The organism is Stenotrophomonas sp. yr243, from assembly GCF_900184195.1.
Taxonomy (GTDB): Bacteria; Pseudomonadota; Gammaproteobacteria; order Xanthomonadales; family Xanthomonadaceae; genus Stenotrophomonas; species Stenotrophomonas lactitubi.
This window is the reverse complement of record NZ_FXWT01000001.1, coordinates 1,283,489-1,310,487: the sequence shown is the minus strand read 5'-3', so window position 1 is coordinate 1,310,487 and position 26,999 is coordinate 1,283,489. Positions and strand designations below refer to the sequence as shown.

20 protein-coding genes and 1 tRNA gene are annotated in these 26,999 nt (G+C 66.6%); 14 read left to right on the top strand and 7 right to left on the bottom strand.

From position 1 onward, the window contains the following. Positions 1–63: 63 nt before the first annotated feature. Positions 64–9,294, top strand: coding sequence for an autotransporter-associated beta strand repeat-containing protein (locus tag QOL57_RS06235; RefSeq protein ID WP_089239134.1), 9,231 nt, complete (start codon positions 64–66; stop codon positions 9,292–9,294). 55 nt (positions 9,295–9,349) lie between these two features. Here the strand turns inward: QOL57_RS06235 and QOL57_RS06230 are convergent, their stop codons facing one another. Further along, a complete protein-coding gene (locus QOL57_RS06230) occupies positions 9,350–9,793 on the bottom strand; it encodes a GNAT family N-acetyltransferase (RefSeq protein WP_089239136.1) in 444 nt (147 codons plus the stop codon). A 63-nt stretch (positions 9,794–9,856) separates the two neighbouring features. Here QOL57_RS06230 and QOL57_RS06225 point away from each other — a divergent pair, with 63 nt between their 5' ends. Continuing rightward, the gene (locus QOL57_RS06225) at positions 9,857–10,711 is read left to right on the top strand and encodes an isocitrate lyase/phosphoenolpyruvate mutase family protein (RefSeq protein WP_089239138.1); all 855 of its coding nucleotides are present in this window, start codon (positions 9,857–9,859) and stop codon (positions 10,709–10,711) included. 277 nt (positions 10,712–10,988) lie between these two features. Here the strand turns inward: QOL57_RS06225 and QOL57_RS06220 are convergent. Beyond that, positions 10,989–11,081: transfer RNA gene (locus QOL57_RS06220), tRNA-Ser, on the bottom strand. A gap of 140 nt (positions 11,082–11,221) precedes the next feature. On the opposite strand from QOL57_RS06220, the gene dnaX reads away from it, so the two are divergent. From dnaX to QOL57_RS06200, 4 genes are all read left to right on the top strand, one after another. Then, a complete protein-coding gene (gene dnaX, locus QOL57_RS06215) occupies positions 11,222–13,300 on the top strand; it encodes a DNA polymerase III subunit gamma/tau (protein ID WP_176429864.1) in 2,079 nt (692 codons plus the stop codon). Positions 13,301–13,306: 6 nt separating this feature from the next. Then, positions 13,307–13,627, top strand: coding sequence for a YbaB/EbfC family nucleoid-associated protein (locus QOL57_RS06210; RefSeq protein WP_025879376.1), 321 nt, complete (start codon positions 13,307–13,309; stop codon positions 13,625–13,627). A gap of 111 nt (positions 13,628–13,738) precedes the next feature. Continuing rightward, positions 13,739–14,338, top strand: coding sequence for a recombination mediator RecR (gene recR, locus QOL57_RS06205; RefSeq protein ID WP_089239142.1), 600 nt, complete (start codon positions 13,739–13,741; stop codon positions 14,336–14,338). A gap of 65 nt (positions 14,339–14,403) precedes the next feature. After that, complete coding sequence (locus QOL57_RS06200; protein ID WP_089239144.1) at positions 14,404–14,763, top strand: histidine triad nucleotide-binding protein; 360 nt, start codon at positions 14,404–14,406, stop codon at positions 14,761–14,763. Positions 14,764–14,940: 177 nt separating this feature from the next. Here the strand turns inward: QOL57_RS06200 and QOL57_RS06195 are convergent, their stop codons facing one another. The 4 genes from QOL57_RS06195 to QOL57_RS06180 are packed head-to-tail and all read right to left on the bottom strand — an operon-like array spanning position 14,941 to position 19,307. Further along, the gene (locus QOL57_RS06195) at positions 14,941–15,468 is read right to left on the bottom strand and encodes a Slp family lipoprotein (RefSeq protein ID WP_089239146.1); all 528 of its coding nucleotides are present in this window, start codon (positions 15,466–15,468) and stop codon (positions 14,941–14,943) included. Further along, complete coding sequence (locus tag QOL57_RS06190) at positions 15,465–17,414, bottom strand: DUF3488 and transglutaminase-like domain-containing protein (protein WP_089239148.1); 1,950 nt, start codon at positions 17,412–17,414, stop codon at positions 15,465–15,467. The genes QOL57_RS06195 and QOL57_RS06190 overlap by 4 nt, the downstream gene beginning before the upstream one ends. Continuing rightward, positions 17,407–18,351 (bottom strand): DUF58 domain-containing protein, encoded by a 945-nt coding sequence (locus tag QOL57_RS06185; protein ID WP_089239150.1) that lies wholly within the window; start codon positions 18,349–18,351, stop codon positions 17,407–17,409. The genes QOL57_RS06190 and QOL57_RS06185 overlap by 8 nt, the downstream gene beginning before the upstream one ends. 2 nt (positions 18,352–18,353) lie before the next feature. Further along, a complete protein-coding gene (locus QOL57_RS06180; RefSeq protein WP_089239152.1) occupies positions 18,354–19,307 on the bottom strand; it encodes a MoxR family ATPase in 954 nt (317 codons plus the stop codon). 44 nt (positions 19,308–19,351) lie between these two features. Here QOL57_RS06180 and QOL57_RS06175 point away from each other — a divergent pair, with 44 nt between their 5' ends. Further along, positions 19,352–21,193, top strand: a complete 1,842-nt coding sequence (locus QOL57_RS06175; RefSeq protein ID WP_089239154.1) for a glycosyltransferase family 39 protein — start codon at positions 19,352–19,354, stop codon at positions 21,191–21,193. A gap of 29 nt (positions 21,194–21,222) precedes the next feature. Here the strand turns inward: QOL57_RS06175 and QOL57_RS06170 are convergent, their stop codons facing one another. Continuing rightward, positions 21,223–21,795, bottom strand: coding sequence for a Maf family nucleotide pyrophosphatase (locus QOL57_RS06170; RefSeq protein ID WP_089241190.1), 573 nt, complete (start codon positions 21,793–21,795; stop codon positions 21,223–21,225). Between the two features lie 114 nt (positions 21,796–21,909). Between QOL57_RS06170 and QOL57_RS06165 the strand changes: the two genes are divergently transcribed. From QOL57_RS06165 to acpP, 7 genes are all read left to right on the top strand, one after another. Further along, on the top strand, positions 21,910–22,419 hold the full coding sequence (locus tag QOL57_RS06165) for a YceD family protein (RefSeq protein WP_088101178.1): 510 nt from the start codon (positions 21,910–21,912) through the stop codon (positions 22,417–22,419). 107 nt (positions 22,420–22,526) lie between these two features. Next, complete coding sequence (gene rpmF / locus QOL57_RS06160; protein ID WP_025879386.1) at positions 22,527–22,721, top strand: 50S ribosomal protein L32; 195 nt, start codon at positions 22,527–22,529, stop codon at positions 22,719–22,721. A 91-nt stretch (positions 22,722–22,812) separates the two neighbouring features. Next, entirely contained in the window at positions 22,813–23,790 is a 978-nt protein-coding gene (locus QOL57_RS06155; RefSeq protein WP_089239156.1) for a beta-ketoacyl-ACP synthase III, read from the top strand. Between the two features lie 73 nt (positions 23,791–23,863). Further along, positions 23,864–24,646, top strand: a complete 783-nt coding sequence (locus QOL57_RS06150) for a serine/threonine protein phosphatase (RefSeq protein WP_089239158.1) — start codon at positions 23,864–23,866, stop codon at positions 24,644–24,646. A 148-nt stretch (positions 24,647–24,794) separates the two neighbouring features. Continuing rightward, entirely contained in the window at positions 24,795–25,739 is a 945-nt protein-coding gene (gene fabD / locus QOL57_RS06145) for an ACP S-malonyltransferase (RefSeq protein ID WP_089239160.1), read from the top strand. An 82-nt stretch (positions 25,740–25,821) separates the two neighbouring features. Beyond that, positions 25,822–26,565, top strand: a complete 744-nt coding sequence (gene fabG, locus QOL57_RS06140; RefSeq protein ID WP_025874078.1) for a 3-oxoacyl-ACP reductase FabG — start codon at positions 25,822–25,824, stop codon at positions 26,563–26,565. A 152-nt stretch (positions 26,566–26,717) separates the two neighbouring features. Further along, entirely contained in the window at positions 26,718–26,957 is a 240-nt protein-coding gene (gene acpP / locus QOL57_RS06135; RefSeq protein ID WP_025874077.1) for an acyl carrier protein, read from the top strand. The last annotated feature ends 42 nt before the right edge of the window (positions 26,958–26,999 follow it).

The window sequence follows — 26,999 nt, the reverse complement described above, 5'->3', positions numbered from 1 at the left end:
GGACGACATCACCTCAAAAAAACCTGCCTGCTGTGCCACCGGTCATTTCATGGAGATTTACCGATGAACCGCATTTACCGTCTGGTTTTCAATCGTGCCCTCGGCGTAATGCAGGTTGCTTCGGAGGTCGCCCAGAATCCCGGCGGAAGTGCCGCCACCTCGGCAAGGTTGCCGCGATTGCGGACGCACCAGTTGGCGGTGGCCTTAGCCGCCACGCTGGCCAGTGGTTCGGCGTTCGCGGCGTGCAACACGGTGGGCGCAGTCGTTACCTGCGACCCCGGCACTACGGTCAACAACTACACCAACGCTACCTCCGGCATCACGCTGAACATCCTGGCGGGGGCCACGCTGCGCACGCCCCCGATTGTCGGTGGTGGCAACGCGGCGACGTTGAGCGGCGACAACGTGACGGTCAACAACAGTGGCACGATCGATCCGAGCTCGATCATCCTCGCCTCGCCCGGCCTGGTCGTCGGCAATGGTTCGGCCAACAACAGCGCGATCGTCGTCAACAACAATGCAGGCGGCCAGATCAAGGGTGTCGTCAACATTGCAACGCTGCTGGGTTTCGGTGGACAGGCCCTGGTGGCACAGAACGTCAACGGCACCACCACGATCAATAACGCCGGCCTGATCAGCACGTCGTTGATCGGCGTTGGCAGTGTGTCCGACGCGACGACGGTGGTGACCTATGGTGGCGCGGCAGCCAATGTGACCAACAGCGGCACCATCGACGGGCGCGTCGGCCTGGGCGCCTCTGGCGGCAATACATTCCTCAATGCGGGCACTGTCAACGGCAGCGTGCACCTGGGTGATTCGACCGGCGGCAATACATTCACGGCCGTTGCCGGCTCCACCATCTCCGCCAACGGCGGCATTGCAGGCGCGGGTACGCTGACCGGCATCGCCGGAGTAAAGGTTGCGGCTGCAGGCACGGTCAACGCAGGTGCCGGTACCGGTGCGGCCAACAACACGCTGATACTGCAGGACAACGCCGGCAACAACGGTCCGGTATCCAGCATCGGCTGGAACAACTATCTCGGCTTCCAGAAGCTGACCGTCAACAGCGGCACCTGGAATCTGCAGGGACCGTGGTCGGGAACAGGGGCGATCACCCTCGGCGGTGGCCAGGTGAACTTCGACAGCAGCACGTCGTTCGGCTCCGGATTGTTTACCGTCAATGGCGGCGCGATCGCTGCGAGTGGTACAGGCTTGTCCCTGGGCAACAGCTTCGCCCTCAATGCCGGGCTGACCCTGGGCGGCACCCAGGGCTTCGGCTTGAGTGGCGTGCTTTCCGGCGCCGGTGGCCTCACCGTGACCAATGCCGGTGTGGTGAGCCTGGGCGGCGCGAATCTGTTCTCCGGCGGCGTCAACCTCAACGCCGGTGGCTTGCTGCTCGGCAATGCGGGCGCACTGGGTAGCGGCAACCTGACGGTAGGCGGTACCGCATCGCTGGATACCAGCGGTGCCTTCAACCTCGCCAACAACATCGTCGTCAACGGCGGTGGCAATCTGAATCTGCTGGGCAGCAATGCGCTGTCCTTGAACGGATCGCTGTCCGGTGCGGGCAACCTCATCAAGAGCGGTGCGGGCACGCTGACCCTGGGTGGCGCGAATTCGCTGACCGGTGGTTTCTCGATCACCGGGGGCGCGCTGGCACTCGGTGCGGGCGGCAATCTGTCGTCCACCGGTGCGTTGACGCTGGGCACCGGTACGACGCTGGACCTCACCGTTGCAGCCAACCAGACAGTGGGTTCGCTGGCAGGGCTCGGCGGCACGGTGAATCTGGGCACCCGCACATTGACCCTCGGCGGGCTCGGCAACACCTCCTTCGCTGGCAACTTCACCGGCACCACGGGCGGCTTGATCAAGGTGGGTACCGGCGTGCAGACGCTGTTGGGCAGCAACGCGCTTACCGGCGGCGTGGCCCTCAACGGTGGCGGGCTGCTGCTGGGCAACAACAACGCGCTGGGTACAGGTGCGTTGAGCGTCGGTGCTGAAGTCACTCTGGATGGTACAACCGCGCTTTCGTTGGGCAACGATGTCTCGCTTGGCACCGGAGGTTCGCTGGCGCTGCAGGGCGGGCAGCCGTTGGTGTTCAACGGTGTGATTTCCGGCGACGGCAGCCTGGTCAAGAACGGCGCCGCACTGCTCACGTTGAATGGCGCCAACACATTCGGCGGCGGTGTGGTCGTCAATGGCGGCAACCTGCTGCTGGGCAGCAACACGGCACTGGGTACCGGCCTGCTGGACATCAACAATGCCGCCACGCTGGATGCAAGCGCCGCGTTGAACCTGACCAACAACATCAACCTTGCCGCGGGTGGTTCGCTGAACGTGCTGGGCGGCCAGCCGCTGACGCTGGGCGGCGTCCTGGGTGGCAACGGCGGCCTGATAAAGAGCGGCGCTTCGACCCTGACGCTGACCGGCGCCAATACCTTCACCGGCGGCTTGAACGTGGCTGCCGGTACGGTGGCGCTGGGCAGTGGCGGCAGCCTGGCCGCGACCGGCGCGGTCAGCCTGTCGGGCGCCGGGGCGGCGCTCGATCTTTCCCTGGGGGGCAATCAGACCATCGGTGCACTGTCCGGCGTGGCAGGTACCACCGTGGCCTTGGGTGCCAACACGCTCGCCTTTGGCAGCGCGACCAACCAGACCTTTGCCGGTGTGATCAGTGGCGTCGGCGGAGGCCTGGTAAAGAACGGCAGTGGCGTACAGACATTGACCGGTGCAAACACCTTTACTGGCGGCGTCGCGCTCAATGCCGGCGGGCTGCTGCTGGGCAACAGCGGCGCGCTGGGAACCGGCGCGCTGAGCATCACCGGTGCTGCGACGCTGGACGGCACTACCGCGCTCAACCTGGGCAACCTCGTCAACCTCGGCGCGGAGCTGACGTTGGGGGGCAGCAACAACATCACCCTCACCGGCGACATCTCCGGCGTCGGCAGCCTGACCAAGAACGGCGCCTCGCTGCTGACCTTGAACGGCGCCAATGGCTTCAGCGGAGGTCTGAACCTCAATGCCGGCAGCGTGGTGCTGGGCAGCAGTGCAGCGGCAGGGACCGGCGCGCTGAACATCGGTGGCAACGTGTCGCTGGACGGATCGACCGCACTGAACCTGACCAACAACGTTGCATTGGCTACCGGTGCGATCCTTACGCTCCCCGGCAGCCAGAACGTCACCCTGGGCGGCGTGGTTTCCGGCGACGGTGGCCTGGTGAAGAACGGCGCCACGGTGTTGACGCTCAATGGTGCCAATACTTTCGGTGGCGGCCTGAGCCTGGCCGGCGGCGGCCTGCTGCTGGGCAACAGTGGAGCGCTGGGAACCGGTGCGCTGAACGTTGCTGCGAACGCCAGCCTGGATGGCAGCGTTGCGCTTGATCTGACCAATGCGGTCAACCTTGGCGCAGGCTCGGCACTGACGCTGATCGGCAGCAACGCACTGACGCTCGGTGGCGTAGTGTCCGGTACCGGCGGTCTGGTCAAGAACGGCGCCGGTACATTGACTCTCGGCAACGCCAACGGCTTCAGTGGTGGCCTGGCGTTGAACGGTGGCAATCTGCAGCTGGGCAATGCGGGCGCTCTGGGAACGGGCGCGCTCAACGTCGGCGGCAATGCAACGCTGGATACTGCAGCAGCCTACACCGTAGGCAACGCGATCAACCTGGCTTCGGGTACCACGCTTGCCCTGCAGGGCAGCAATGCGCTGACGCTCGGCGGTGTGGTGGCCGGCAATGGTGCACTGGTCAAGAACGGTGCGGCCTCGTTGACCCTGACCAATGCGAACACCTACGTCGGCGGTACCACGATCAACGCTGGAACCCTGGCACTTGGCGCGGGCGGCAGCCTGGCTCTCGGTGGTGACGTCACCCTCGGCGGTGCTGGCGCGGGCTTTGACATATCGGCGGCAACCGGCAGCCAGACCATTGGTGCGCTGAATGGCGTGCTCGATTCGACGGTTGCGCTGGGCGGAAATTCACTGACCTTCGGCACCGCCACCAATGCGGTGTTCGGCGGCGTGATCAGCGGAGGCGGTGGTCTGGTCAAGGTGGGCGCAGGTGTGCAGACCCTGTCCGGCGTCAACACCTTCGGCGGCGGCATCAGCCTCAACGCCGGTGGGCTGGTGATCGGCAATGACGCGGCACTGGGCAGCGGTACGCTGACCGTGGGCGGTGCGGCGACGCTCGACACCAGCCTGGCAGCGACGCTGGTCAACAACATCACACTCAACGCCGGCTTGACGGTGCTGGGCAGCAACGCGCTGACGCTCAACGGGGTGATCTCCGGCGCTGGTAGCCTGACCAAGAACGGTGCTGCCACGCTCACCCTCAATGGCGTGAACACCTATACCGGCGGCACCAACGTCAATGCCGGCACGCTGGCACTGGGGGCAGGTGCAAGCCTGGCCGCCAGCGGCATCGTCAACCTGGCCACCGGCGCCATCCTGGATCTCTCTGCGGGCAGCGGTAGCCAGACATTCGGCACCCTGACCGGCAATGGCATGGTCAACCTGGGCGCGAACTCGATCACCGTCGGCGGACCGACCAACGGTGTCTTCAGCGGCTCCATCGCCGGTACCGGTGGCCTGATCAAGGAAGGCACCGGCACTGAAACACTGACCGGTGCCAACACCTTCACCGGTGGCACGCTGATCAATGCGGGCACGCTGGCGATCGGTGCCGGTGGCAGCCTGGCGGCAACAGGCGCGGTTACGCTTTCCGGACCGGGTACCGGCTTCGACATCTCGGCTGCTGGCAACCAGGCGATCGGCGCGCTCAACGGCGTCGCCGGCAGCACCGTGGCGCTGGGTGGCAACACGCTGACCTTCGGCGGCACCGACAACGGCACCTTCGACGGCCTGATCGGTGGTACCGGTGGGCTGGTCAAGAACGGTACGGGCATCCAGACGCTGGGCGGTGCCAACACCTTCGGTGGCGGCGTGGCACTCAATGGCGGTGGCCTGGTGGTCGGCAACAACGGTGCGCTGGGTACCGGCGCGCTGACCGTGGGCGCCAACGCGTCGCTGGACAGCAGCATCGCCGCGAACCTCGGCAACGACATCGGCCTGCTGGCGGGCGCTACGCTCAACCTGCTGGGCGGCAATGCGCTGACCCTGGGTGGGGCGATCTCCGGCGATGGCGGCCTGATCAAGAACGGCGCGGCAACGGTCACCCTGACCGGCAGCAATACCTTCACCGGTGGCACCGTCATCAACAACGGCACGCTGGCGATTGGTGCGGGCGGAAGCCTGTCACCGACCGGTGCGGTGAACCTGGCCGGTACCGGCACGTTCGATATCTCTGCCGGTGGCAACCAGAGCATTGGTTCGCTGGCGGGCGTGGCCGGCAGCACGGTGTCGCTGGGCGGCAACAGCCTGACCCTGGGAGGCACCACCGACGCGACCTTCAACGGTGGCCTGACCGGCAGCGGTGGACTGGTCAAGAATGGCGCCGGCGTGCAGACGCTAAACGGTTCCAGCACGTTCGGTGGTGGCGTCACCCTCAATGCCGGCGGCCTGGTGGTGGGCAGCAACACGGCGCTGGGTACGGGCACGCTGACTGTCGGTGGTGCTTCCACGCTCGATTCCAGCAGCGCGGTGACCTTGGCCAACAACATGGTGCTCAACGCTGGCCTGACCGTACTGGGCAGCAACGATCTCACGCTCAATGGCGACCTGTCGGGCACCGGCAGCCTGACCAAGGACGGCGTGGCTACTCTCACGTTGAACGGCACCAACACCTATACCGGTGGGACCAACATCAATGCGGGTACGCTCGCGCTGGGTGCCGGTGCCAGCCTCAGCGCAGGCGGCATCGTCAATCTGGCCACGGGTGCCACCTTCGATCTTTCAGCGGGCAGTGGCACGCAGGTATTCGGCACGCTGATCGGCAACGGTACGGTCAACCTCGGCGCGAACACGCTGACGATCGGCGATGCCAGCAATGGTGTGTTCAGTGGTTCGATCGGTGGTACCGGTGGCCTGATCAAGGCCGGCACGGGTACCGAAACACTGACCGGCGCCAACACCTTCACTGGCGGCACCACCATCAACGCGGGCACGCTGGCGATCGGTGCCGGTGGCAGCCTGGCGGCAACAGGCGCGGTGAACCTGGCCAACGCGGGTACCGGTTTTGATATCTCCAGCGGTGGCAACCAGGCCATCGGTACGTTGTCCGGCGCCGCCGGCAGCACGATCAGCCTTGGCGGCAACACGCTGACCACCAACGCCGCGGGCAACAGCACGTTTGCCGGCGACCTCAGCGGCACCGGTGGCCTGGTCAAGAACGGCGCGGGCGTGCTCGGCCTGACCGGCAGCAACACCTTCGGTGGTGGAGTGGCGCTCAATGCCGGTGGCCTGTCGCTGGGCAGCAATGGTGCCCTGGGTACCGGCGCGCTGACCGTAGGCGGCGATGCCACGTTGGACGGCACTGTGCCGCTGACCCTGGGCAACAACGTGCAGCTTGCAAGCGGCACGTTGACCCTGCTCGGCGGCACACCGCTGACGCTGGACGGCGATATCGCCGGTGCGGGCAACCTGCTCAAGGACGGCGCAGCGACGGTGACCCTGGGCGGTGCCAGCAGCTACACCGGTACCACGACGATCAACAGCGGCACCCTGGCAGTCGCCGCCGGTGGCAGCCTGTCCTCGGCCAGCACGGTGAATCTGGCGGGCGCGGGAACGCTGGACATCAGTGCGGCCGGCAACCAGAGCATTGGTGGCCTGGCCGGTGTTGCCAGCGGCAACGTGGTGCTGGGTGGTTCCACGCTGACCACCGGCGGCAGCAATGCCAGCACCACCTTCGGCGGCACCATCGGCGGAAGCGGTGGGCTGGTGCAGACCGGCACCGGCACGTTGACCCTGACCGGCAACAACACCTACACCGGTGGCACCACCATCAACGGGGGCAGCACGTTGCAGATCGGCAATGGCGGCGCGACCGGTGCGATCGTCGGCGACGTGACCAACAACGGCGCGCTGGTAGTCAACCTGTCGGCCAACACGACACTCGGTGGGACTCTCAGCGGCAGCGGTGGCCTGACCCAGGCCGGCAGCGGCACGCTGACCCTGACCGGCAACAACACCTACACCGGCGGCACCACCATCAACAGCGGTGGCACCCTGCAGGTGGGCGACGGTGGTGCCACGGGGGCGATCATCGGCGACGTCGGCAACAACGGCAGCCTGGTGTTCAACGTCGGTGGCAACACCGCGCTCGGTGGCGTGATCAGTGGCAGCGGCGGGCTGGCCCAGGCCGGAGCCGGCACGCTGACCTTGACCGGCAACAACACCTACACCGGCGGTACCACCATCAACACCGGCGGTACGCTGCAGGTCGGCAATGGCGGTGCCAGCGGTGCGATCGCCGGCAACGTCAACAACAACGGCAGCCTGGTGTTCAATGTCGGCGGTACCACCACGCTTGGCGGCGTAGTCAGTGGCAGCGGTGGGTTGACCCAGGCGGGCAGCGGCACACTGACCCTTACCGGCAACAACACCTATACCGGCGGCACCACGATCAACGCTGGCGGCACCGTGCAGATCGGCAACGGCGGCGCCAGCGGCGCGATCACCGGCAACATCGCCAACAACGGTGGCCTGGTGGTCAATACCGGCGGCACCACGACACTGGGTGGCAGCATCAGCGGTACGGGCAGCATCGTGCAGGCCGGCCCGGGCCCGCTCAACCTGGGCGGCAACAGTGGCGGATTCACCGGTACCGGCCAGGTCAACGGCGGTGGCCTGAATGTCACCGGCACCATCGGTGGCCAATGGACCATCGGCAGCGGCACCACGTTGTCGGGTACCGGTACCATTGGCGGCAGCGCTGGCGGCGTCACCGTGAACAACGGCGGCGTGCTGTCGCCGGGCAACGGTCCGGGCAATGGCAGCGGTGGCGGCAACGGTGCGGGCACGATCACCGTGGGTGGCAACCTGACTCTGGCACCGGGCAGCACGCTGTCGGTCGACCTGGGCGCTACCGGCAGCGACGTGGTGCAGGTGGGCGGCAGCGCGAACATCGGCGGTGCATCGGTGGTGGTCAATGCCATCGACCCGAACACCAGCTACCAGCAGGGCCAGCAGTACACGATCATCAACGCAGGCGGCGGCGTCAGCGGGCAGTTCGTGCCGCCCACCACCACCTCGGCGTTCCTCTCACTGAGCCCGGTCTACACACCGAATGCCGCGCAGCTGAAGATCGATGTGAAGCAGACAGCGGCCTTCGTCACGGCTGCGCAGACCCGCAACCAGCTGGGCGTGGCATCGGCGCTGGACAGTCTGCCGCAGACCGGCGCGGCGCTGGGCCTGTACAACACGCTGCTGGCCTACGACACCGCCACCGCGCGCAACGCCTTCAACCAGCTCTCCGGTGAAGTGCATGCGGCCAGCCGTGCAGTGCTGCTGTACGACAATTACCTGGAAGAGGGCATCCGCCAGCGTCTGGGCAGCGAGCTGCCGACGGTGCGTGGCGAGCGCGCTTCGGCATGGCTGGCCGGTAGCGGCAAGGTGTTCAAGCAGGACGGTGATGGCAACGGTGACGAGATCCGTGCCAACCGCAATGCACTGATGGCCGGCGTCGATTGGAAACTCGGCGAGCATGTGGTGCTGGGTGCGGCGGCGGGCAGTGAGCGTCTGGACACGCGGCTGTACGATCGCCAGTCGCGTGCACGCCTGCGTGGCAACACCTATGGACTGTATGCGCAGGGTGAGTGGAACAACGGGTTTGCGGTCGGTGGCAGCGTGTCGCGCGGTGATTACCGCACGCGCACGACGCGTGAAGTGCCGCTGCTGGCACAGACCCTGCACAGCCGCCAGGATTCGGATGTCACCATCGCCCAGATCGAAGGCAGCTGGGCCTGGACCCATGGCAGGACGCAGCTGCAGCCGTACGTGCAGTTCACCAAGCACTGGGTGGACAGCGATCGCGCGGTCGAGCAGGGCGGCAACGCAGCGCTGGTACTGGAGGGCGGCAAGGACACGCTCAATGTCAGCACCGTCGGCGTACGCGGCCGCTGGGATGTGGGCAGCGGCGAGCGCTATCCGGCACAGTTGACGGTCGGGCTGGGCTGGCAGCACGCGTCCGGTGACACCGACGTGGCCAGCCGGCAGAGTTTCGCCGTCGGTGGCAATGCGTTCGATGCCTACAGTGCCGTGATGGCGCGCAATGCCCTGGTCAGTCAGGTCGGCGTAGCGGTCGGCCTGGGACGCAGCAGCCAGCTGTCGCTGTTCGTGCAGGGCCAGCATGGCGACGGTCGCAACGATATCGGTGGCCAGTTGAACCTGCGCGTTGGGTTCTGATCTGGCGTGCCAACGGTAGATCCACGCCATGCGTGGATCCGTCGGGAGCGGGGGGCTACAGCACCCGCTCCATTTCCACGGCGTCGATCCCGGCGCCGTGGCCGTCGGCCACCACGCGTACCACCTGGAAGCCGAGGCCGGCATAGAAGCCCTGCGTGTGCTGGCTGGTGCTGAGCGTGATGCGCTGGATCGACGGGTCTGCTTCAGCCTGGTGCAAGCGGGCTACTGCGAGCGCGCGTCCCAGGCCTTGTCTGTGGCGACCTCGTTCAACCATGCCCCAGCAGAAGCTGGCGCTGCCTTCGCCACCGTTCCAGAGGCCGCCACAGGCCACCACCTGGCCCTCGACTTCGATCACCTGGAATGCGCACTGCGCGGCGTGTTCATGCAGGAAGCGCTCGAAGTCTCCTCGCTCCTGGGGGGCGAAATAGGTGGGCACGTTGCTGTCGAAGATCGACAGGCAGGCGGTGATGTCGCTGCAGCGGTAGGGGCGGGGTGTCATGAAGGAACGTCATCGTGGTGGCGCACTCATTGTGCGCGACGTCCGCATCATTGATGTCCGAACATGGCGAGCCCGGAAACCGGTTCGGGCGCAGACTGCAGGTCCCCGTCATCAGGAGGTTCCATGTCGAATGCTCATGCCAGTTTCGTAAAACTCCACCAAGGCGCCGGTCTTTACGTGCTGCCCAACGTATGGGATGCCGGTGGCGCCCGCCTAGTCCAGCAGCAGGGGGCGCTCGCGGTGGGAACATCGAGTGCTGCGATGGCGTGGTCCTGCGGTCATGCCGATGGCGGTGCGCTGCCTGATGCCGCGCTGCTGCAGCGGGTTTCCGAAATCGTTGGTGTGACCTCGTTGCCGGTCACGGTCGATATCGAGGACGGCTACAGCGATGCCCCCGACGTGGTCGCTGCGAGGGTGCTGCGCCTGGCCGATGCCGGTGTGGTCGGGATCAACATCGAAGACGGCGCAGGCAACCCTGCGGCACTGGTGGCCAAGATCACCGCCATCCGCTCGGCGCTTGGCGGGCGAGCGCTGTTCATCAATGCGCGCACCGATGTGTATCTGCGCAGCCTGGCCGAAGGCGATGAGGCAGTCAGGATGAGCATCGATCGGCTGCAGGCCTATGCGCGCGCCGGTGCCGACGGCGGCTTCGTGCCGGGGCTGCGCGTGCTGGACGAGGCTGCTGCGGTTGCCGGTGCCGTGCCGCTGCCTCTCAACCTGATGTGGCTGCCGGGGATGGCGTCGTTTGCTGCGCTGTCGCAGGCCGGCGTGCGGCGGCTGAGCGCAGGGCCCGCGTTGTTCATGCACGCCTGGACGGCGATGGCTGCGGCGACCAAGGATTTTCTCGGCGACGCGATGGCGATGCCGGAGGGGGCACCGGGGTATGCGGCCTTGAACCAGTTGTTCAGCGAAAGGTGAGGGCGCCTGGCTGGGCCGCGCCGATAGGCTGGGCCACGGGCGGGCAGTCGACTCGACCGGGTCGACGCATCCACGCATGGCGTGGATCTACTGCCGTATCTGGAGGAACAAGCCCCTCTGTTGAGGGGCTGCCCCGACAGGGGCGGGGAGAGTCAGGCAAAGGGAGGGGCCCGGACGTTGCGCAGCAACGTTTGGGGCGAAGCGCGCGCAGCGCACTTCGCGTCCCCAGCCAGATAAATAAAAAAGGCCGCCCGAGGGGCAGCCTTTTTTATTTATCTGGCGGAGAGAGGGGGATTCGAACCCCCGAAGCGCGGTTTAGACGCTTACACACTTTCCAGGCGTGCTCCTTCAACCACTCGGACACCTCTCCGGATCCCTGCCATCGGCAAACGCCTCAGCAGGGGCGCAAATTCTAGCGGGCGCAGCGGCAGGACACAAGCACTGGTTTGCAGGGCGAGAGGGCTGGACAGGCGTGGCACAATGGAACATCCGATGGAAGACGGTGGCCTGATGTCCTATCTCGTCCTTGCCCGCAAGTGGCGTCCGAAGCGTTTTGCCGAGCTGGTGGGCCAGGAACACGTGGTCCGTGCGCTCAGCAATGCGCTGGACAGCGGCCGGGTCCACCACGCGTTCCTGTTTACCGGTACCCGCGGCGTGGGCAAGACCACGATCGCGCGCATCTTCGCCAAGTCGCTGAACTGCGAGCAGGGCACCAGTGCCGATCCCTGCGGCCAGTGCGCGGCCTGCCTGGATATCGACGCGGGTCGTTACATCGACCTGCTGGAAATCGATGCCGCGTCCAATACCGGCGTGGACGATGTGCGCGAGGTGATCGAGAACGCCCAGTACATGCCCTCGCGTGGCAAGTACAAGGTGTACCTGATCGACGAAGTGCACATGCTGTCCAAGGCCGCGTTCAATGCGCTGCTGAAGACGCTGGAAGAGCCGCCGGAGCATGTGAAGTTCCTGCTGGCCACCACCGACCCGCAGAAGCTGCCGGTCACCGTGCTCAGCCGCTGCCTGCAGTTCAACCTCAAGCGTCTGGACGAAGATCAGATCCAGGGGCAGATGACCCGCATCCTCGCCGCCGAGGAGATCGAGTCGGACCCGACGGCCATCGTGCAGCTGGCCAAGGCCGCCGACGGCAGCCTGCGTGACGGCCTGTCGCTGCTCGACCAGGCCATCGCCTACGCCGGCGGTGCGCTGCGCGAAGACGTGGTGCGCACCATGCTGGGGACGGTCGACCGCACCCAGGTGGCGGCCATGCTCGATGCCCTGGCCGAGGGCAATGGCCCGCGCCTGCTTCAGGTCGTTGCGGCACTGGCCGAGTTCTCGCCGGACTGGAGCGGCGTGCTTGATGCGCTGGCCGAGGGCCTGCACCGCATCCAGGTGCAGCAGCTGGTGCCGGGCGCATCCTCCGCTGCCGAAGGACTGGATGCCAGCGTATTCGCCGAGCGCCTGCGCCCGGAAGTGGTCCAGCTCTGGTATCAGATGGCCTTGAACGGTCGTCGTGATCTGCCATTGGCGCCCAGCCCGCGCGCCGGCTTTGAAATGGCCGTGCTGCGCATGCTGGCGTTCCGCCCTGCGGCTGCCGTGCCGTCGGTGCCGCGTACCCCGGAATCATCCGGTGGCAGCGCACCGACCGGTACGGGCCAGACCGGGGGTGGCGTTGCTGGCAGCCACGAAGGAGCTGCCCCTGCCGCCGCTGCTGCGCAGGGAGCCGTCGCCGTTACCCAGGCCGCTGCAGCACCGGTGCCGGCGGAGGCAATCGCACAGACGCCGACCCCGGCACCACAGCGCGAACCCGAGCCTGAGCCTGAGCCGACCCCGGAACCGGATCCGACGCCTGAACCTGAACCGGTTCCGGTCGAGGAACCCGGGCCGCCGCCGCCGATGAAGGTGCAGCTGGCTCCCGAGGCGGCCACGCCCAACGCGCCCGCCGAGGCAGATGACCTGCCGCCGTGGGCGACCGACGAGGACACTGCCCGCGATCAGGCGCTGGCCGCTGAAATGGCGACGCCCGACGCGGCCATGGTCGCCCCGTGGCACGAGCCGCCAGCCCCGGCGCCGCAGCCGGTTGCAGAGGCTGCTGCCGTGCCGGAGCGTCCGTTCCGTGCGGAAGGCATCCCGATCGCCCCAGCCGTCGCGGCTGTCGCTTCCGACCGCGCCGCGGTGGGCAGCGTCAGCGATCTGGCCTGCGCCGAGGACTGGCTCGACCTGATCGCCAACAGTGGCCTGAGCGGTCCATCGCGACAGCTTGCGGCCAATGCGGCCTTCATCAGTTGCCAGCATGGGGTCTTGAAACTGGGCCTTTCGCCCGGATTTGAATACCTGCGCTCCGAGCGCGCGCTGGCAGCGCTGGGCGAGGTGCTGGAAAAGTCCCTTGGCCACGCACTGAAAATCGTGGTCGAAACCGTGGAAACCGAGCAGGTCCCGGCCGAGACCCTGCACCAGCGCGCCGACCGCCAGCGTGGCGAGCGGCAGCAGGCTGCCGAGGCCATTTTCATGGACGATCCGGAAGTCCAGTTGCTGATCCAGCAGCACGGCGCCCGGGTTGTTTCCGATTCCATCCGTTCTTTTGACGAGTAAGACGACATGCGCGGCAATATCGCCCAACTGATGCAGCAGGCCCAGAAGATGCAGGAAAACCTGCAGAAGGCCCAGGAAGAAATCGCCAAGATCGAAGTGACCGGCAGCGCCGGTGGCGGCATGGTCAGCGTCACCCTGACCGGTGCCAAGGAGTGCCGCAAGGTGCGCATCGATCCGTCGCTGGCCAGCGATCCGGAAATGCTGGAAGACCTGATCGCCGCCGCCTTCAACGATGCGTCCAACAAGATCGACGCCGAGTCGAAGTCGAAGATGGGTTCGGCCACCGCCGGCATGCAGCTGCCGCCGGGCATGAAGATGCCGTTCTGATGTGCCGCGTGGCATCCGCACTGTCGGGTGCCACGCACTGTGTAGCGTCGAGCGTGCTCGACTGCCCGCAATTTCCAGTCGAGCACGCTCGGCTCTACAGAACACACCGCCGTGTCCGCACCGCTGCTTGAACAACTGATCGATGCACTGCGGGTGTTGCCTGGCGTAGGCCAGAAGACGGCCCAGCGCATGGCCTACCACCTGCTCGAGCGCGAGCGCGAAGGTGGCAAACGCCTTGCCGGGACACTGGCAGAGGCGGTCGAACGCATCGGTCACTGTGCGCAGTGCCGCGACTTCAGCGAAACCGAGCTGTGCCCGACCTGCGCCAATGGCAGCCGCGAGCGCAGCCAGCTGTGCGTGGTGGAATCACCGGCTGACCGCCTGGCAATCGAGAATGCCACCGGCTATCGCGGCGTCTACTTCGTGCTGCAGGGGCGGCTGTCGCCGCTGGATGGTATCGGTCCGCGCGAGCTGGGTCTGGAGCAGCTGGAGCAGCGCCTGGCCGAAGCGGAAGTGCAGGAGCTGATCATCGCCACCAGCGCCACCGTCGAAGGCGAAGCCACCGCGCACTACCTCGCGCAGCTGGCGCGCGCCCGCCAGGTGCGGCCGAGTCGCCTGGCCCAGGGCCTGCCCCTCGGCGGTGAGCTGGAGTACGTCGATCGCGGCACGCTGTCGCACGCGTTCGGCACCCGCAGCGAAGTGCGCGACTGAGTCGATACCGGGCATGCCCCGGCGTTACCGGCCTACAATGCGGTGACACCCCGCCGAGGCCGACCATGAGCAGCGAAACCCTCTTCAGCAAGATCATCCGTCGCGAGATCCCGGCCACCATCGTCTATGAAGACGAGGACGTGCTGGCGTTCAAGGACATCGCGCCGCAGGCGCCGGTGCACGTGCTGTTCATTCCGAAGAACGAGATCATTCCGACCCTGGATGACCTGCAGCCGTCGCAGGCGCACCTGATCGGCAAGCTGGCCCTGGCCGCCGCCGAGTACGCGCGGCAGGAAGGCTTCGCGCAGGACGGCTACCGCATCGTGATGAACTGCCGCGAAGATGCCGGGCAGACCGTGTTCCATATCCACATGCATCTGCTGGCTGGCGCGCCGCTGGGCCACTTCGGCACGCCGGGGCGTTGAGGCAGTCATCCACGCATGGCGTGGATCTACAGCGCACACCAGCAGCAGTAGATCCACGCCATGCGTGGATAAAAAAGCGTCGCAGTGCAGCATCGCCCCGAGCAGACCCGCAGCATGCACGGATGAAAAAAGGCCGCCCCATGGGCGGCCTTCTGCATCATGCGTACCGGGCCTGGACTACCACCAGCCCCAGCCGCGGTAACCGCCCCAGTACGGGCCATACGGGCCCGGGCCCCACGGTCCGTAGGGGTAGGGCACCACATCGACCTGGCGCTGCTCCGGCCACAGGTAGATCACGTCGGCCGCCAGCTTCGGCAGTCGGTAGTCGTAATCACCAATACGGGTGTTGGCGTAGCCATCGATCTTGCCGATGAAGGTCACGTCGCGGCCGGCTTCGAACACGGCCGGGTCGTAGAAGCCGGCGCGGCAGGCGATGAAGCGGCCGTCACTGGCATCGGAGGAGGTGGTGTTCGGGCGGCCACTGCCGTTGAGCGGGCGCGAGATGATCTGGAAGCAGGTCTCGCCTTGGCCGGGCTTGGTTTCGATGATCCGGCCACCCCAGCGCACCGGCGTGCCGACCTGCTGGGTGGCAACCGAGTCGCGCGGGGAAACCAGGCTGAATTGTCCCTGCAGCGGCTTGGGGGCCGTGGCGCAGGCCGACAGGGCCAGGGCGGCCACGGCGGTGAGGAGGAACTTGGTATTCATTGGGAGGCTCCGGAAGTCGGGCGATGCCTGCGCAGGTCCCGCAATAATGGGGCGAGCTCGGTACAAGTGCCAGCGTAGCGTGCATCAGCGAAACGCTGGCTGAGTGTGATGAGGGCCGGGTCGGGGCGCTGTGCGTGGACCCGCTGTGCCCAGTACAGGGCGGGTTCGTGCGGTTCGCGGCCCAGCCCCAACCGCGCATAGCGCAGCCCCAGCCGGTGCCAGGCGCGCAGCAGCGGGGCGCGCTCGCGTTCGCCACGGGCCAGCAGCCACGCCATCCAGGCCAGCGCCAGCGACACCGCCATCACGAAGCCGGCCAGCAACTGTCCCGGCTGCAGATCGTCCAGCCCGAGCGGTTGCAGCAGCTGCTGCTGGCGGCGCGCGTCGAAGGACAGCACCAGTTCGTTCCAGCCCCTGCGCATCCAGTCGCCGACCTGGCCCAGCTGCAGCCAGCGCTGCTGCAGCCCGGTATCGGCCCCGGCCTGCAGGCGGTCGTCCAGCGTGTCCAGGATGCGCTCGGGTGCCACGGCCGCTGTCGGGTCGATGCGCACCCAGCCGCGTTGCGGCAACCACACCTCGGCCCAGGCGTGGGCGTCCATCCGCCGCAGCACCCAATAGTCGCCGATCCGGTTGCGCGTGCCGCCGGCGAACCCGGTGACCACCCGCGCCGGAATGCCGGCATTGCGCATCAGCACCACGAAGGCAGAGCTGAAATGCTGGCAGTAGCCGGCTTTGTAGTCGAACAGGAATGCATCGACAGGATCACGCCCGGGGGCCGGTGTCGCCAGCGTGTACGAAAAATCCGCGGTGATCCACGCCAAGGCGCGACGGACCACCGCTGCATCATCCCTTCCCGCTTCCTGCCGCCACTGTCGGGCCAGGGTTGCCGTGCGCGGGTTGAAGCCTTCCGGCAGCTGCAGTGCAGCGCGGCGCTGGTACGTCGACAGCGTGGCATCGAAGCGCTGCGGTGGGGCCGAGTGCAGGCGCCAGCGGCTCAACGCGGATAAGGTGCGGTCGCTGCTCAGGCTCAGGTCGGCATCAAGCCGGCTGCCTTCCGGTGCGGCGGTGGGCAGATCCAGCGCAACCAGCTGGCGACGGTCGGTGGGTTCGTAATCGATCTGGTAGTTCCAGCCTTCCGTACCATGCTCGACCACTGCGGGCGGCAAACGCTCGGTACGGCGGTCGCGTCGCCAGACATGCCCATCGAACTGGGTCAGTACCGGCCCGCGCCAGTAGCGCTGCACCGGCTCCGGAACCGCGCCGAAGAACTGCGCCCGCAGGGCCGGGGTATCGTCGGCCATCAGATCCAGCCACTTGTCCGGCTCCATCGTGTCCGACAGCCCGGGCGTACCGACGGCGCGTTCGGGTATGCCCCACAGCGGCGTGGCCAATCGTGGGAACAGCCAGAAGCAGGCCAGCGCCAGCGGCAGGCCGATCAGCAGCAGGCGACCGACGCCGCGAAGCTGCGCGGACAGCGGCGGTGACGTGCTACGGCCTTCACCCTGCGCCAGTCGCTGCAGCGCAATCAGGGCGCTGATGCCGGCGAGCACGGCGAGCACGGTGGTCAGCGGCCCCTGGTCAAGCAGGAAGGCAGCAAACGGTGAAAACAGGGCAAAGCCGAGCAGGCTGCGTGCATCGCGCAGGGTGCGCAGCTCGCTGGACTTGATCGCCAGCATCGCCGCCAACAGCGCGCAGCCGGTATCCCGGCCGGGGCGCACCGCACCCATCTGCCAGACGATGGCGGCCAGCATGCCCAGCACCAGCAGTACGCGCACCGGCATCGGCAGCACGCCGCGCTGCGACAGTGCCGCAGTGACGACCGCTGCCACGGCGATCAACGCGGCCAGCGTGGTGGGCAGCTGCAGCAGCAGCGGCAACAGGGCCAGTGCGGCGCTGGCCAGCGTCCACGTGCGGGAGTTGCGGTCCAGCAGCAGGGCAGGCTCAGTCATGGGGAAGCAACGCCAGCGCGCGCAGGCACAGATGGTGGTGTCTGGCACCCTGGCCAGGGCCAATCGGTGGGTGCATCGGCAGCAGCAGCGTGTAGCGGCGGCCTTCGCGCTCGGCGCTGTCTACCCAGCGTGCCAGCCGCGCGATGCGGGCCTCCTGGCCCAAGGGGGCCAGCGCGCGCCAGTCCAGCACCACTTCGATGCCTATCGGCTTCTCGTATTCGCGTACCAGCAGCGTGTCGCGGCGCGCGGAGTGTTTCCAGGCAATGCTGCGCGGTGGATCTCCAGCGCGATACGGGCGCAGCTGATGCAGTTCTTCGCCATTGGCATGGGCGCGGGTGTGCAGGGGATCACTGCCCTGCTGTGGCAGCGGCGGCGCCTTCGCTTCGGCCAGCGGGTAGACCAGCAGCGGTTCTTCCGGCCACACCCATGACCACGCCCTGACCAGGCCAAGCGGTTGTGTGGTGGACAGGCGGATACGCGGCAGTTCCAGCCAGCCACGGCGTTCGCTGGGCACTCCCAGCTCGGCTTCACCGCGTCCGTGTGCGGGCAGATCGAGCCACGCCTCGCTGTCGCCCAGTTGCAGGTGCAGGCCGTGGCGCGCTCGTGGGTCGCGCAGCGACAGGTCCACGCGCAGGCGCAGCGGTTGCCCGGCCGGCAGCGGTTCGGCGGAAATCGCATCGATCTGCACGCCGGACAGCTGCAGGTGTGCCGCGATGGTGCTGGCGATCGCGGCTGCGGCCAGCAGCAGCGCCAGCAACAGCGCAGGGTTGTTGTTGTAGTTCAGCGCGCCCAGCAGCATCGCGACCAGCAGGCAGGCCACAAAGAGGCCGAAGCGGGTGGGCAGCACATAGATGCGCCGTCGGTCCAGCCGTTGCGGCAACGACTCCGGCGTGCGCGGGCGCGCCAGCTGCAACAGTCGCCGGGCATGCGATGCCATCTTCAATCGACCGCGACGGTCTGCAGGATCGCGCGAGCCAGCGCCGGCCCCGAGCTCGACTCGGCTTCACCCACCAGGCGATGGCCAGCCACCGCTACGAACAGGGTCTGCACGTCTTCGGGTACCACGTGGCCACGTCCGAGCAGCAGCGCATGTGCCTTGGCTGCGCGCAGCAGGGCCAGGCCGGCGCGCGGCGACAATCCCACGCGCACGCCGGCGTGCTGGCGGCTGCGGGTCAGCAGTGCCTGCACGTAGTCCACCAGCGCGTCGCTGACATGCACCTGGCCGACCGCCTCGCGCAGTGCACGTACCTGGTTGTCGTCCAGCTGCGGCACCGCGCGGGCGATCAGGTCGCGACGATCGCTGCCGCGCAGCAGCTCACGTTCCGCCTGCGCGCTGGGGTAGCCCATCGCCAGCCGCAGCAGGAAACGATCCAGTTGCGAATCGGGCAGCGGGAACGTACCCGACAAATCCACCGGGTTCTGCGTGGCGATCACGAAGAACGGATCGGGCAGGGCGTGCGTCTGACCGTCGAGGGTGACCTGCTGCTCGGCCATCGCTTCCAGCAGGGCGCTCTGCGTGCGCGGCGGCGCCCGGTTGATTTCGTCGGCCAGCAACACGTGGGTGAAGACCGGCCCGGGATGGAACTGGAACTGGCGGCTGCCGGCGTCATACACCGATACGCCGAGTACGTCGGCCGGCAGCAGGTCGGAGGTGAACTGCACGCGTTGGAAGCTCAGCCCCAGGCTGCTGGCCAGGGCATGGGCCAATGTGGTCTTGCCGAGACCGGGCAGGTCTTCGATCAACAGATGGCCGCCAGAGAGCAGGGCCACAAAGGCCAGTCGAACCTCCTGCACCTTGCCCAGCACCAGCGCATTGACCTGGTCCTGCGCATTGCGCAGGGACTGACGCAGTTGATCGGTTAGCATGCTGGGCATGGGGGACGAAGCTGTCATGGTCGTCTCAAGTTCGGTAACCGGTCGATTCTATCCATAGAGCAATGCAGGGCGAACAACGCGCACGTACGATTTTTCTCTGGTTATGGACGCTCGTCACAGCGGCCAAGCTGGTCGTGGCCGCACGCCTGCCGTTGTTCGTCGACGAGGCGTTCTACTGGCAGGAAGGCCAGCATCTGGCTGCGGCCTATTCGGATCTGCCGGGGCTGACGGCCTGGTTGACCCGGTTGGGTGTGGAGCTTGGCGGCCAGCACGTGCTTGCGCTGCGCCTGCCGTTCCTGGCCATCGGTGCACTGTTGCCGCTGCTGGTATCGCGCATTGCGGCGCGCTGGTTCGGCAACGTTGCAGGTTGGCAAGCCGGCAGCTTGACGCTGCTGATGCCGTTGTCGGCCACGCTGGGCCTGCTGGCCGTACCCGATGTACCGATGGCACTGGCGGCAGTGTTGTGCCTGGACGCCGGCGCACGCCTGCTGCGCAACGTCGACGCCTCCTCGGCGGTGAAGCTGGCGCTGGGCCTGTTGATCGGTGCGCTCAGCCACTATCGTTTCATCGGTGTGATCGGCGTCGGCTTCGTTGCCCTGCTGGCGCTGCCGCAGGGCCGGCGCATGCTGACCGATCCGCGCGTCTGGGTGGCCCTGGCCATCGGCGTACTGGCATGGCTGCCGCTGCTGGCCTGGAATGCCGACAATCACGATGCCGGTCTGAAGTTCCAGGTGGTCGAGCGTCATCCGTGGGCGTTCGAGTGGCGCGGACTGTGGTTCCTGGTGATCCAGCCGATGCTGGTGACGCCCATTCTGTGCATCGCGATGTGGAAGGTAGCGCTGGCGGGTACCCGCACTGGCGGCGGCGCGCGTGTGCAGTGGCGTTATTTCGGCCTGGTCGGCGGCGTGTCGACGCTGGGCATCTTCGCACTGGGCTTCTTCACCGACGTCGAACGCATCAGCTTCCATTGGCCGCTGCCGGGCTATCTGGCCCTGCTGGTGGCGGTGCCGGTGATACTCAACGGCTGGCCGCGCTGGTTGCGGCGTACCGGCTGGTGGCTGGCCGGGCTGGGCATGGTGCTGGCCTTCGGCTATTACCTGATGGCGTCCTCGTCATCGCTGCGCGAGCAGTTGGCCGGCGACAAGTACTACCCGCGCAACTTCGCCGGCTGGCAGCCGTTGGCTGCTGCGGTCCGCGAAGAACTGCAGCAGATGCCTGAAGGCAGCCGCGTGCTGGCCGGCAACTTCAAGGTGGGTGCCGAACTGGGCTTCCAGCTGGGCCGCGGTGACATCGAGGTGCTGCCGCATCCGCTCAACGACAAGCACGGCCGCACCGCGCAGCTGGCGCAATGGAACCAGGTGCATGAAGGCGAGCGCGACGTGCCGATGCTGCTGGTGCTGTCGCCCAGCGATCAGCGTTTCCGCGATCTGCTCACCCGCTATCACGCCATCTGCGAACAGGTCGGGCCGCTGCCGCCACCACGCGTGGTCAGCAACGATCACGGATTCCAGCGCTTCCTGCTGTTCCGCCTGCCGGTGCAGCGCGCGCAGGGTCCATGCGTAGCCCCCGCACTGGCCTGGCTGGACACTCCTTCCAACGGCGACGTGGTGAGCGGCACGCTGGCGATCAAGGGCTGGGCGTTCAAGGAAGGTGTCGGCCTGTCGCGGGTTGAAGTGCTGGTGGATGGTCGTTCGATCGGCGACGCCACCTACGGGCGGGTGTTCGATATCCGCCATGCCTGGCCAGACAGCACCGACCCGCAACATCCGGCTGTCGGTTTCGATGCAACGCTCGATACGGGTACGTTGTCACCGGGAAAACACTGGCTGGGCCTGCGCCTGCATGGTCGCGATGGCAGCGTGGAGCAGTGGCAGGAACAGCCATTTGTGGTGAAGAAACGCTGAGGTGTCGTGCCTCGTGTCACTGGCCGGGGCTACGGCACCGAGAATCCAGTCCTGCGCAGCAATCCGCACAGTGCGATCAGCGGCAGCCCGATCAGCGCCGTAGGGTCGCGATTGTCGATGGCGTCGAACAGGCTGATGCCCAGGCCTTCGCACTTGAAGCTGCCAGCGCAGTCCAGCGGTTGTTCGATGGCCACGTAGCGGGCGATCTCCGGCGCCTGCAGCGCGCGGAAGCGCACCTGGGTCAGATCCATTGCCGTGAAAGATTCTCCGTCACGGGTGAGACTGATGGCAGTGTGGAAGCGCACCGTCTGCCCGGACATTGCTGCCAGCTGCGCGCACGCCGCCTCGACCGTACCCGGCTTGCCCAGCGGCTGACCGTTCAGGTCCGCCACCTGGTCCGAGCCGATCACCCAGCTGCCGGGATGGCGGGCGGCCACGTCGGCTGCCTTGGCGCTGGCCAGGCGTGCCGCCAGCGCCAGCGGGGCCTCGTTGGCTTCCGGGGTCTCATCCACCTCCGGGCGTGCGCAGTCGAAGGGCAACCCCAGCCGTTCCAGCAGGTCGCGGCGGTAGCGGGAGGTGGAGGCCAGGACCAGGGCAGGCATGCGGGAATTCCGGGGGCGGGGCGCGGCAGTCTGGCCCGGCACAGCCAGCCACAGCAAGCCTTTCATGGCAGTCATTTGACACGCGACCTGCCGATCCTTAATATTCGGCGGCTTATGTCCGCGAACGTACCCGAAACGCTGGATGCCTGGCGGATGGTCGTAGCGCGAAGGCGCTTCGACGGTCAGGTCTCCCTGGCTGAATTGACTCGCCTGCAGGGGCTTGTCGCAGATACCGAAGGCGAGTGTAATTACTCGCTCGAATTCGGTCGCGACGAGATCTTGCGGGTATCCTATGTGGAACTCAGCATCGATACCGCGTTGCCGCTGACCTGTCAGCGCAGCATGCAGCGTTTCCTGCTGCCGGTGAAGATGACCCAGAGGCTTGGCCTGATCCGCGACGAAGACGAGGAATCGTCCTTGCCGGAGGAATACGAGCCGTTGCTGGTGCCGGAAGATGGCCAGCTGCGTCCGTTGGACCTGGTCGAGGACGAACTGGTGCTGGCGGTGCCGGTGGTACCCCTGTCGCCGTACGGTGAGGCAGTCGACAAGGACTGGGCACCGACCGAAGAAGAAATTGAAAAGGCCAACCCGTTTGCGGCGTTGGCGGCATTGAAGAAACAATAGCAGCCGGTTGTCGTCGGCGGCTGCGGCGAAAGCGAAAAGTGTGCTGGACGCTGGCGTCCTGTGCGACGAAACGACGAAGCAAAACGAACCGAGTTTGGAGCAATCCCATGGCTGTCCAGAAATCCCGTGTTACCCCGTCCCGTCGTGGCCAGCGTCGTTCGCATGACGCCCTGAGCGCCAAGCAGCTGTCGACCGACCCGACCACCGGCGAAGTGCATCTGCGTCACCACATCACTGCTGACGGTTTCTACCGCGGCAAGAAGGTCATCCAGACCAAGTCTTCGGCTGTCCAGGAAGACTGATGTGCCGGAAGGTCGCTGCCCGCTGGGCAGCGGCCTTCGCCTTCTTTCCCGGGCACGCCGGTGAACGGCGGCTCGTGCAACAGGAAACATGATGAGCAAGCGGATCTACTCGAGGATCGCGGGCACCGGCAGCTATTTGCCGGAAAAAGTCCTGACCAACGCCGACCTGGAAAAAATGGTCGAGACCTCGGACGAGTGGATCCAGACGCGCACCGGTATCCGTGAACGGCACATCGCTGCCGAAGGCGAAACCACCAGCGATCTCGGCTACCAGGCCGCGCTGCGTGCGATCAAAGCGGCCGGTATCGACGCGTCGCAGCTCGACATGATCGTGGTCGGCACGACCACTCCTGATCTGATCTTTCCCTCCACCGCGTGCCTGATCCAGGCCAAGCTTGGTGTGAGCGGCTGCCCCGCTTTCGACGTCAACGCGGCCTGTTCGGGCTTCGTGTTCGCGCTCAGCGTGGCTGACAAATTCATCCGTTCCGGTGATGCCCGCCATGTGCTGGTGATCGGCGCGGAAACCCTGACCCGCATCGTCGACTGGGAAGACCGCACCACCTGCGTGCTGTTCGGTGATGGCGCGGGCGCCGTCGTGCTCAAGGCCGATGAAGAAACCGGCATCCTCAGCACCCACCTGCATTCGGATGGCAGCAAGAAAGAGCTGCTGTGGAACCCGGTCGGCGTCTCGGTCGGTTTCGGTGAAGGCAACAACGGTGGCGGCACCATCAACATGAAGGGCAACGACGTGTTCAAGTACGCCGTCAAGGCGCTGGACTCGGTCGTGGACGAAACCCTGGATGCCAATGGCCTGACCAAGTCCGATCTGGACTGGCTGATCCCGCACCAGGCCAACCTGCGCATCATCGAAGCCACCGCCAAGCGGCTGGACATGTCGATGGACCAGGTCGTGGTCACTGTCGACAAGCATGGCAATACCTCGTCCGCCTCGGTGCCGCTGGCGCTGGATGCGGCTGTTCGTTCCGGCAAGGTCGAGCGCGGGCAGCTGCTGCTGCTGGAAGCATTCGGTGGCGGCTTCACGTGGGGTTCGGCACTGCTGCGCTATTGATAGTGCGAGTTACGACAACGTGAAACCGTCGTTACGGCCCCTCTGGGGCCGTAATGCGTTAAAGGAGACTGTCATGGTTGAGCCCATCGTCATCGAAGGGCAGCGCGCCTGGCTGAAGCAGTACGGCGAAGGAAGCCGAGCAATGGCCCTGGGCCTGCTCAATTTTGTTGCCCGCCGGTTCCATCTCGACGCCCTGCGCCCGCCGCCGCACCGCGGTGGCGACGCCGCGCGCGAAACCGAGGCCCGCCGGCTTGCTGAACTGCAGGCGCAGGGAGTGAACGTGCCCGCGGTGATCGGCAGCGGCCATGCCGCGCTGGTGATCGGCGACAACGGCAGCTCGTTCAATACCTGCCTGCGTGAAGCCGACGATGCCGGCCGCGATCGCCTCGTGGCTGCGGCGATGCAGGCCATTGCCGAAGCGCACGGTCGTGGCGCCTATTTCGGCCAGCCGCTGCCGCGCAACCTCACCTGGGATGGCCAGAACGTCGGTTTCATCGACTTCGAAGAAGATCCGCTGGAAGTCATGGACCTGGCCGAGGCACAGGCGCGTGACTGGCTGATGTTCGGCTACGGCGTGGCCAAGTACTACGCCGACCGCCCCGAATGCCTGCAGGCGATGATGGCCGAGGCGATGAACGGGGTGCAGGCACCGGTGCGTGCGCACGTACACGCCGTCAGCGGCCGCCTGCAGCGGCTGGCGCGGGTGTGCATGAAGCTGGGGCGCTCGGCGCGTGCGCTGGCCCACTCCATTTTCATCACCCACGGTGCCACCACGCTGGGCCTGCTGATGGTGGTCGGCCTGTGCATGGACTGGTTTGCCGACGGCGAGCTGGACATCCTGCAGCTGCTCTGCTGACCATCGGCTGGGGTCAGAGCCCTTTTCCGCAGGAAAAGGGATCCGACCCCGCCCATGTTCCATACGCCGTGCATACGCGCACGTACAGACGACACGGCATGTTCCCCCTTATCATGGCCCGCTTCGATTGCAACAAGCGGATGACCGCGTGACCCTATCCACCCTCGCTTTTGTCTTCCCCGGTCAGGGCTCGCAGTCTGTGGGCATGCTGGCCGAGCTGGCCGAACTGCACCCGCAGGTGCGTGAGGCCTTCACCGAGGCATCCGATGGTGCCGGCGTCGACCTGTGGGCGTTGTCCCAGGGTGGCCCGGAGGAAATGCTCAACCGTACCGAATACACCCAGCCGGCCCTGCTGGCCGCCAGCATCGGCGCGTGGCGCGCCTGGAACGCCGTGGGTGGTCCGCGTCCGTCGGTTCTGGCTGGCCACAGCCTGGGCGAGTACACCGCCCTGGTCGCCGCTGGCGCCCTCAGCCTGCACGACGGCGCGCACCTGGTGCGCCTGCGCGGCCAGCTGATGCAGGAAGCCGCTCCGGCCGGTGTCGGCGCCATGGCCGCCGTGCTCGGCGCCGAAGACCAGCTGGTGCTGGACGTCTGCGCGGAAGCCGCCGGCAGCCAGGTGGTCGTTCCGGCCAACTTCAACTCGCCGGGCCAGATCGTGATCGGCGGCGACGCTGCCGCGGTCGACCGCGCGCTGGCGCTGCTGGCCGAGAAGGGCGTGCGCAAGGCGGTCAAGCTGGCCGTCAGCGTGCCCTCGCACACCCCGCTGATGCGCGAAGCCGCCAACCGTCTGGCTGAAGTGATGGCCGGCCTGTCCTGGCAGCTGCCGCAGTTGCCGGTGGTGCAGAACGTCGATGCCAAGGTGCACGACGGCGTGGACGCGATCCGCACCGCGCTGGTGCAGCAGCTGTACCAGCCCGTGCAGTGGACCGGCTGCGTGCAGGCGCTGGCCGCGCGTGGCGTCACCCAGATCGCCGAGTGCGGTCCGGGCAAGGTGCTGACCGGCCTGGTCAAGCGCATCGACAAGGCCATCGACGGCCGTTCCCTGGCCACCCCGGGCGACTTCGAAACCGCCCGCGAGACGTGGTCGGCCTGATTGCCCCTGTTCCTGCCGACCGTGCCGGTGGCCGCTGCAAGCGGCACGGGTGCGGCGGCCGCCCCAGCCTGAGGAAAACATCATGAGCAAGCCCCTGCAGGGTGAAATCGCACTGGTCACCGGTGCCAGCCGTGGCATTGGTGCCGCCATCGCCGATCTGCTGGCCGCCCAGGGCGCCACCGTCATCGGCACCGCCACCACCGATTCCGGCGCCGCCGCGATCGGCGAGCGCCTGGCCGCCCACGGTGGTCACGGCCGTGCGCTGAACGTCACCGACGCTGCCGCGCTCGACGCCGTACTTGACGGCATCGCCAAGGAATTCGGCCCGATCTCGATCCTGGTCAACAACGCCGGCATCACCCGCGACAACCTGCTGATGCGCATGAAGGAAGACGATTGGGCGTCGATCATCGACACCAACCTGACCAGCGTGTTCCGCACCAGCAAGGCCGTCATGCGCGGCATGATGAAGGCACGCAAGGGCCGCATCATCAACATCGCCTCGGTGGTGGGCGTGACCGGCAACGCCGGCCAGGCCAACTATGCCGCCGCCAAGGCCGGCATCATCGGTTTCTCCAAGTCGCTGGCCAAGGAAATCGGCTCGCGCGGCGTCACCGTCAACGTGGTCGCGCCGGGCTTCATCGACACCGACATGACCAAGGCGCTGCCGGAAGAAGCGCGCACCGCGCTGATCGGCGACATCGCCCTCGAACGCCTGGGTTCGCCGGAGGACATCGCCCATGCGGTGGCCTTCCTGGCCAGCCCGGCTGCCGGCTACATCACCGGCGAAACTCTCCATGTGAACGGCGGCATGTACATGCCGTAAGCAAGGGGCGCAGGGATCGCGCCGCAAGTGATTGATCTGCGAGGATTTTTGCTGCAATGCAAGGTCGCGCCGGTTTCCACTACACTATCCCACGGCCATCGCCTTTGATGGCGACCACTTTTGAACCACTACTCCATCTGGAGCGATATCCCATGAGCACCATCGAAGAACGCGTCAAGAAAATCGTCATCGAACAGCTTGGCGTCAAGGAAGAAGAAGTCACCAACAGCGCATCGTTCGTCGATGACCTGGGCGCTGACTCGCTGGACACCGTCGAGCTGGTGATGGCGCTGGAAGAAGAATTCGAGTGCGAGATCCCGGACGAAGAAGCCGAGAAGATCAGCACCGTGCAGGCTGCGATCACCTACATCACGGCCCACGTCAAGGCCTGATGCAGGACGTCAGTGCGCGCGCGGGCGTTGAGCTCGCCGCGC

Bases quoted from the DNA above. Each gene is read 5' to 3' on its own strand.
- QOL57_RS06175 (WP_089239154.1), top strand. From the start codon at position 19,352: ATGCAGGGCGAACAACGCGCACGTACGATTTTTCTCTGGTTATGGACG.
- QOL57_RS06200 (WP_089239144.1), top strand. From the start codon at position 14,404: ATGAGCAGCGAAACCCTCTTCAGCAAGATCATCCGTCGCGAGATCCCG.
- QOL57_RS06190 (WP_089239148.1), bottom strand. From the start codon at position 17,414: ATGACTGAGCCTGCCCTGCTGCTGGACCGCAACTCCCGCACGTGGACG.
- QOL57_RS06230 (WP_089239136.1), bottom strand. From the start codon at position 9,793: ATGACACCCCGCCCCTACCGCTGCAGCGACATCACCGCCTGCCTGTCG.
- QOL57_RS06185 (WP_089239150.1), bottom strand. From the start codon at position 18,351: ATGGCATCGCATGCCCGGCGACTGTTGCAGCTGGCGCGCCCGCGCACG.
- QOL57_RS06170 (WP_089241190.1), bottom strand. From the start codon at position 21,795: ATGCCTGCCCTGGTCCTGGCCTCCACCTCCCGCTACCGCCGCGACCTG.
- QOL57_RS06180 (WP_089239152.1), bottom strand. From the start codon at position 19,307: ATGACAGCTTCGTCCCCCATGCCCAGCATGCTAACCGATCAACTGCGT.
- QOL57_RS06195 (WP_089239146.1), bottom strand. From the start codon at position 15,468: ATGAATACCAAGTTCCTCCTCACCGCCGTGGCCGCCCTGGCCCTGTCG.
- QOL57_RS06165 (WP_088101178.1), top strand. From the start codon at position 21,910: ATGTCCGCGAACGTACCCGAAACGCTGGATGCCTGGCGGATGGTCGTA.
- QOL57_RS06150 (WP_089239158.1), top strand. From the start codon at position 23,864: ATGGTTGAGCCCATCGTCATCGAAGGGCAGCGCGCCTGGCTGAAGCAG.
- acpP (WP_025874077.1), top strand. From the start codon at position 26,718: ATGAGCACCATCGAAGAACGCGTCAAGAAAATCGTCATCGAACAGCTT.
- QOL57_RS06225 (WP_089239138.1), top strand. From the start codon at position 9,857: ATGGCGAGCCCGGAAACCGGTTCGGGCGCAGACTGCAGGTCCCCGTCA.
- fabG (WP_025874078.1), top strand. From the start codon at position 25,822: ATGAGCAAGCCCCTGCAGGGTGAAATCGCACTGGTCACCGGTGCCAGC.
- dnaX (WP_176429864.1), top strand. From the start codon at position 11,222: ATGTCCTATCTCGTCCTTGCCCGCAAGTGGCGTCCGAAGCGTTTTGCC.
- QOL57_RS06210 (WP_025879376.1), top strand. From the start codon at position 13,307: ATGCGCGGCAATATCGCCCAACTGATGCAGCAGGCCCAGAAGATGCAG.
- QOL57_RS06155 (WP_089239156.1), top strand. From the start codon at position 22,813: ATGAGCAAGCGGATCTACTCGAGGATCGCGGGCACCGGCAGCTATTTG.
- QOL57_RS06235 (WP_089239134.1), top strand. From the start codon at position 64: ATGAACCGCATTTACCGTCTGGTTTTCAATCGTGCCCTCGGCGTAATG.
- rpmF (WP_025879386.1), top strand. From the start codon at position 22,527: ATGGCTGTCCAGAAATCCCGTGTTACCCCGTCCCGTCGTGGCCAGCGT.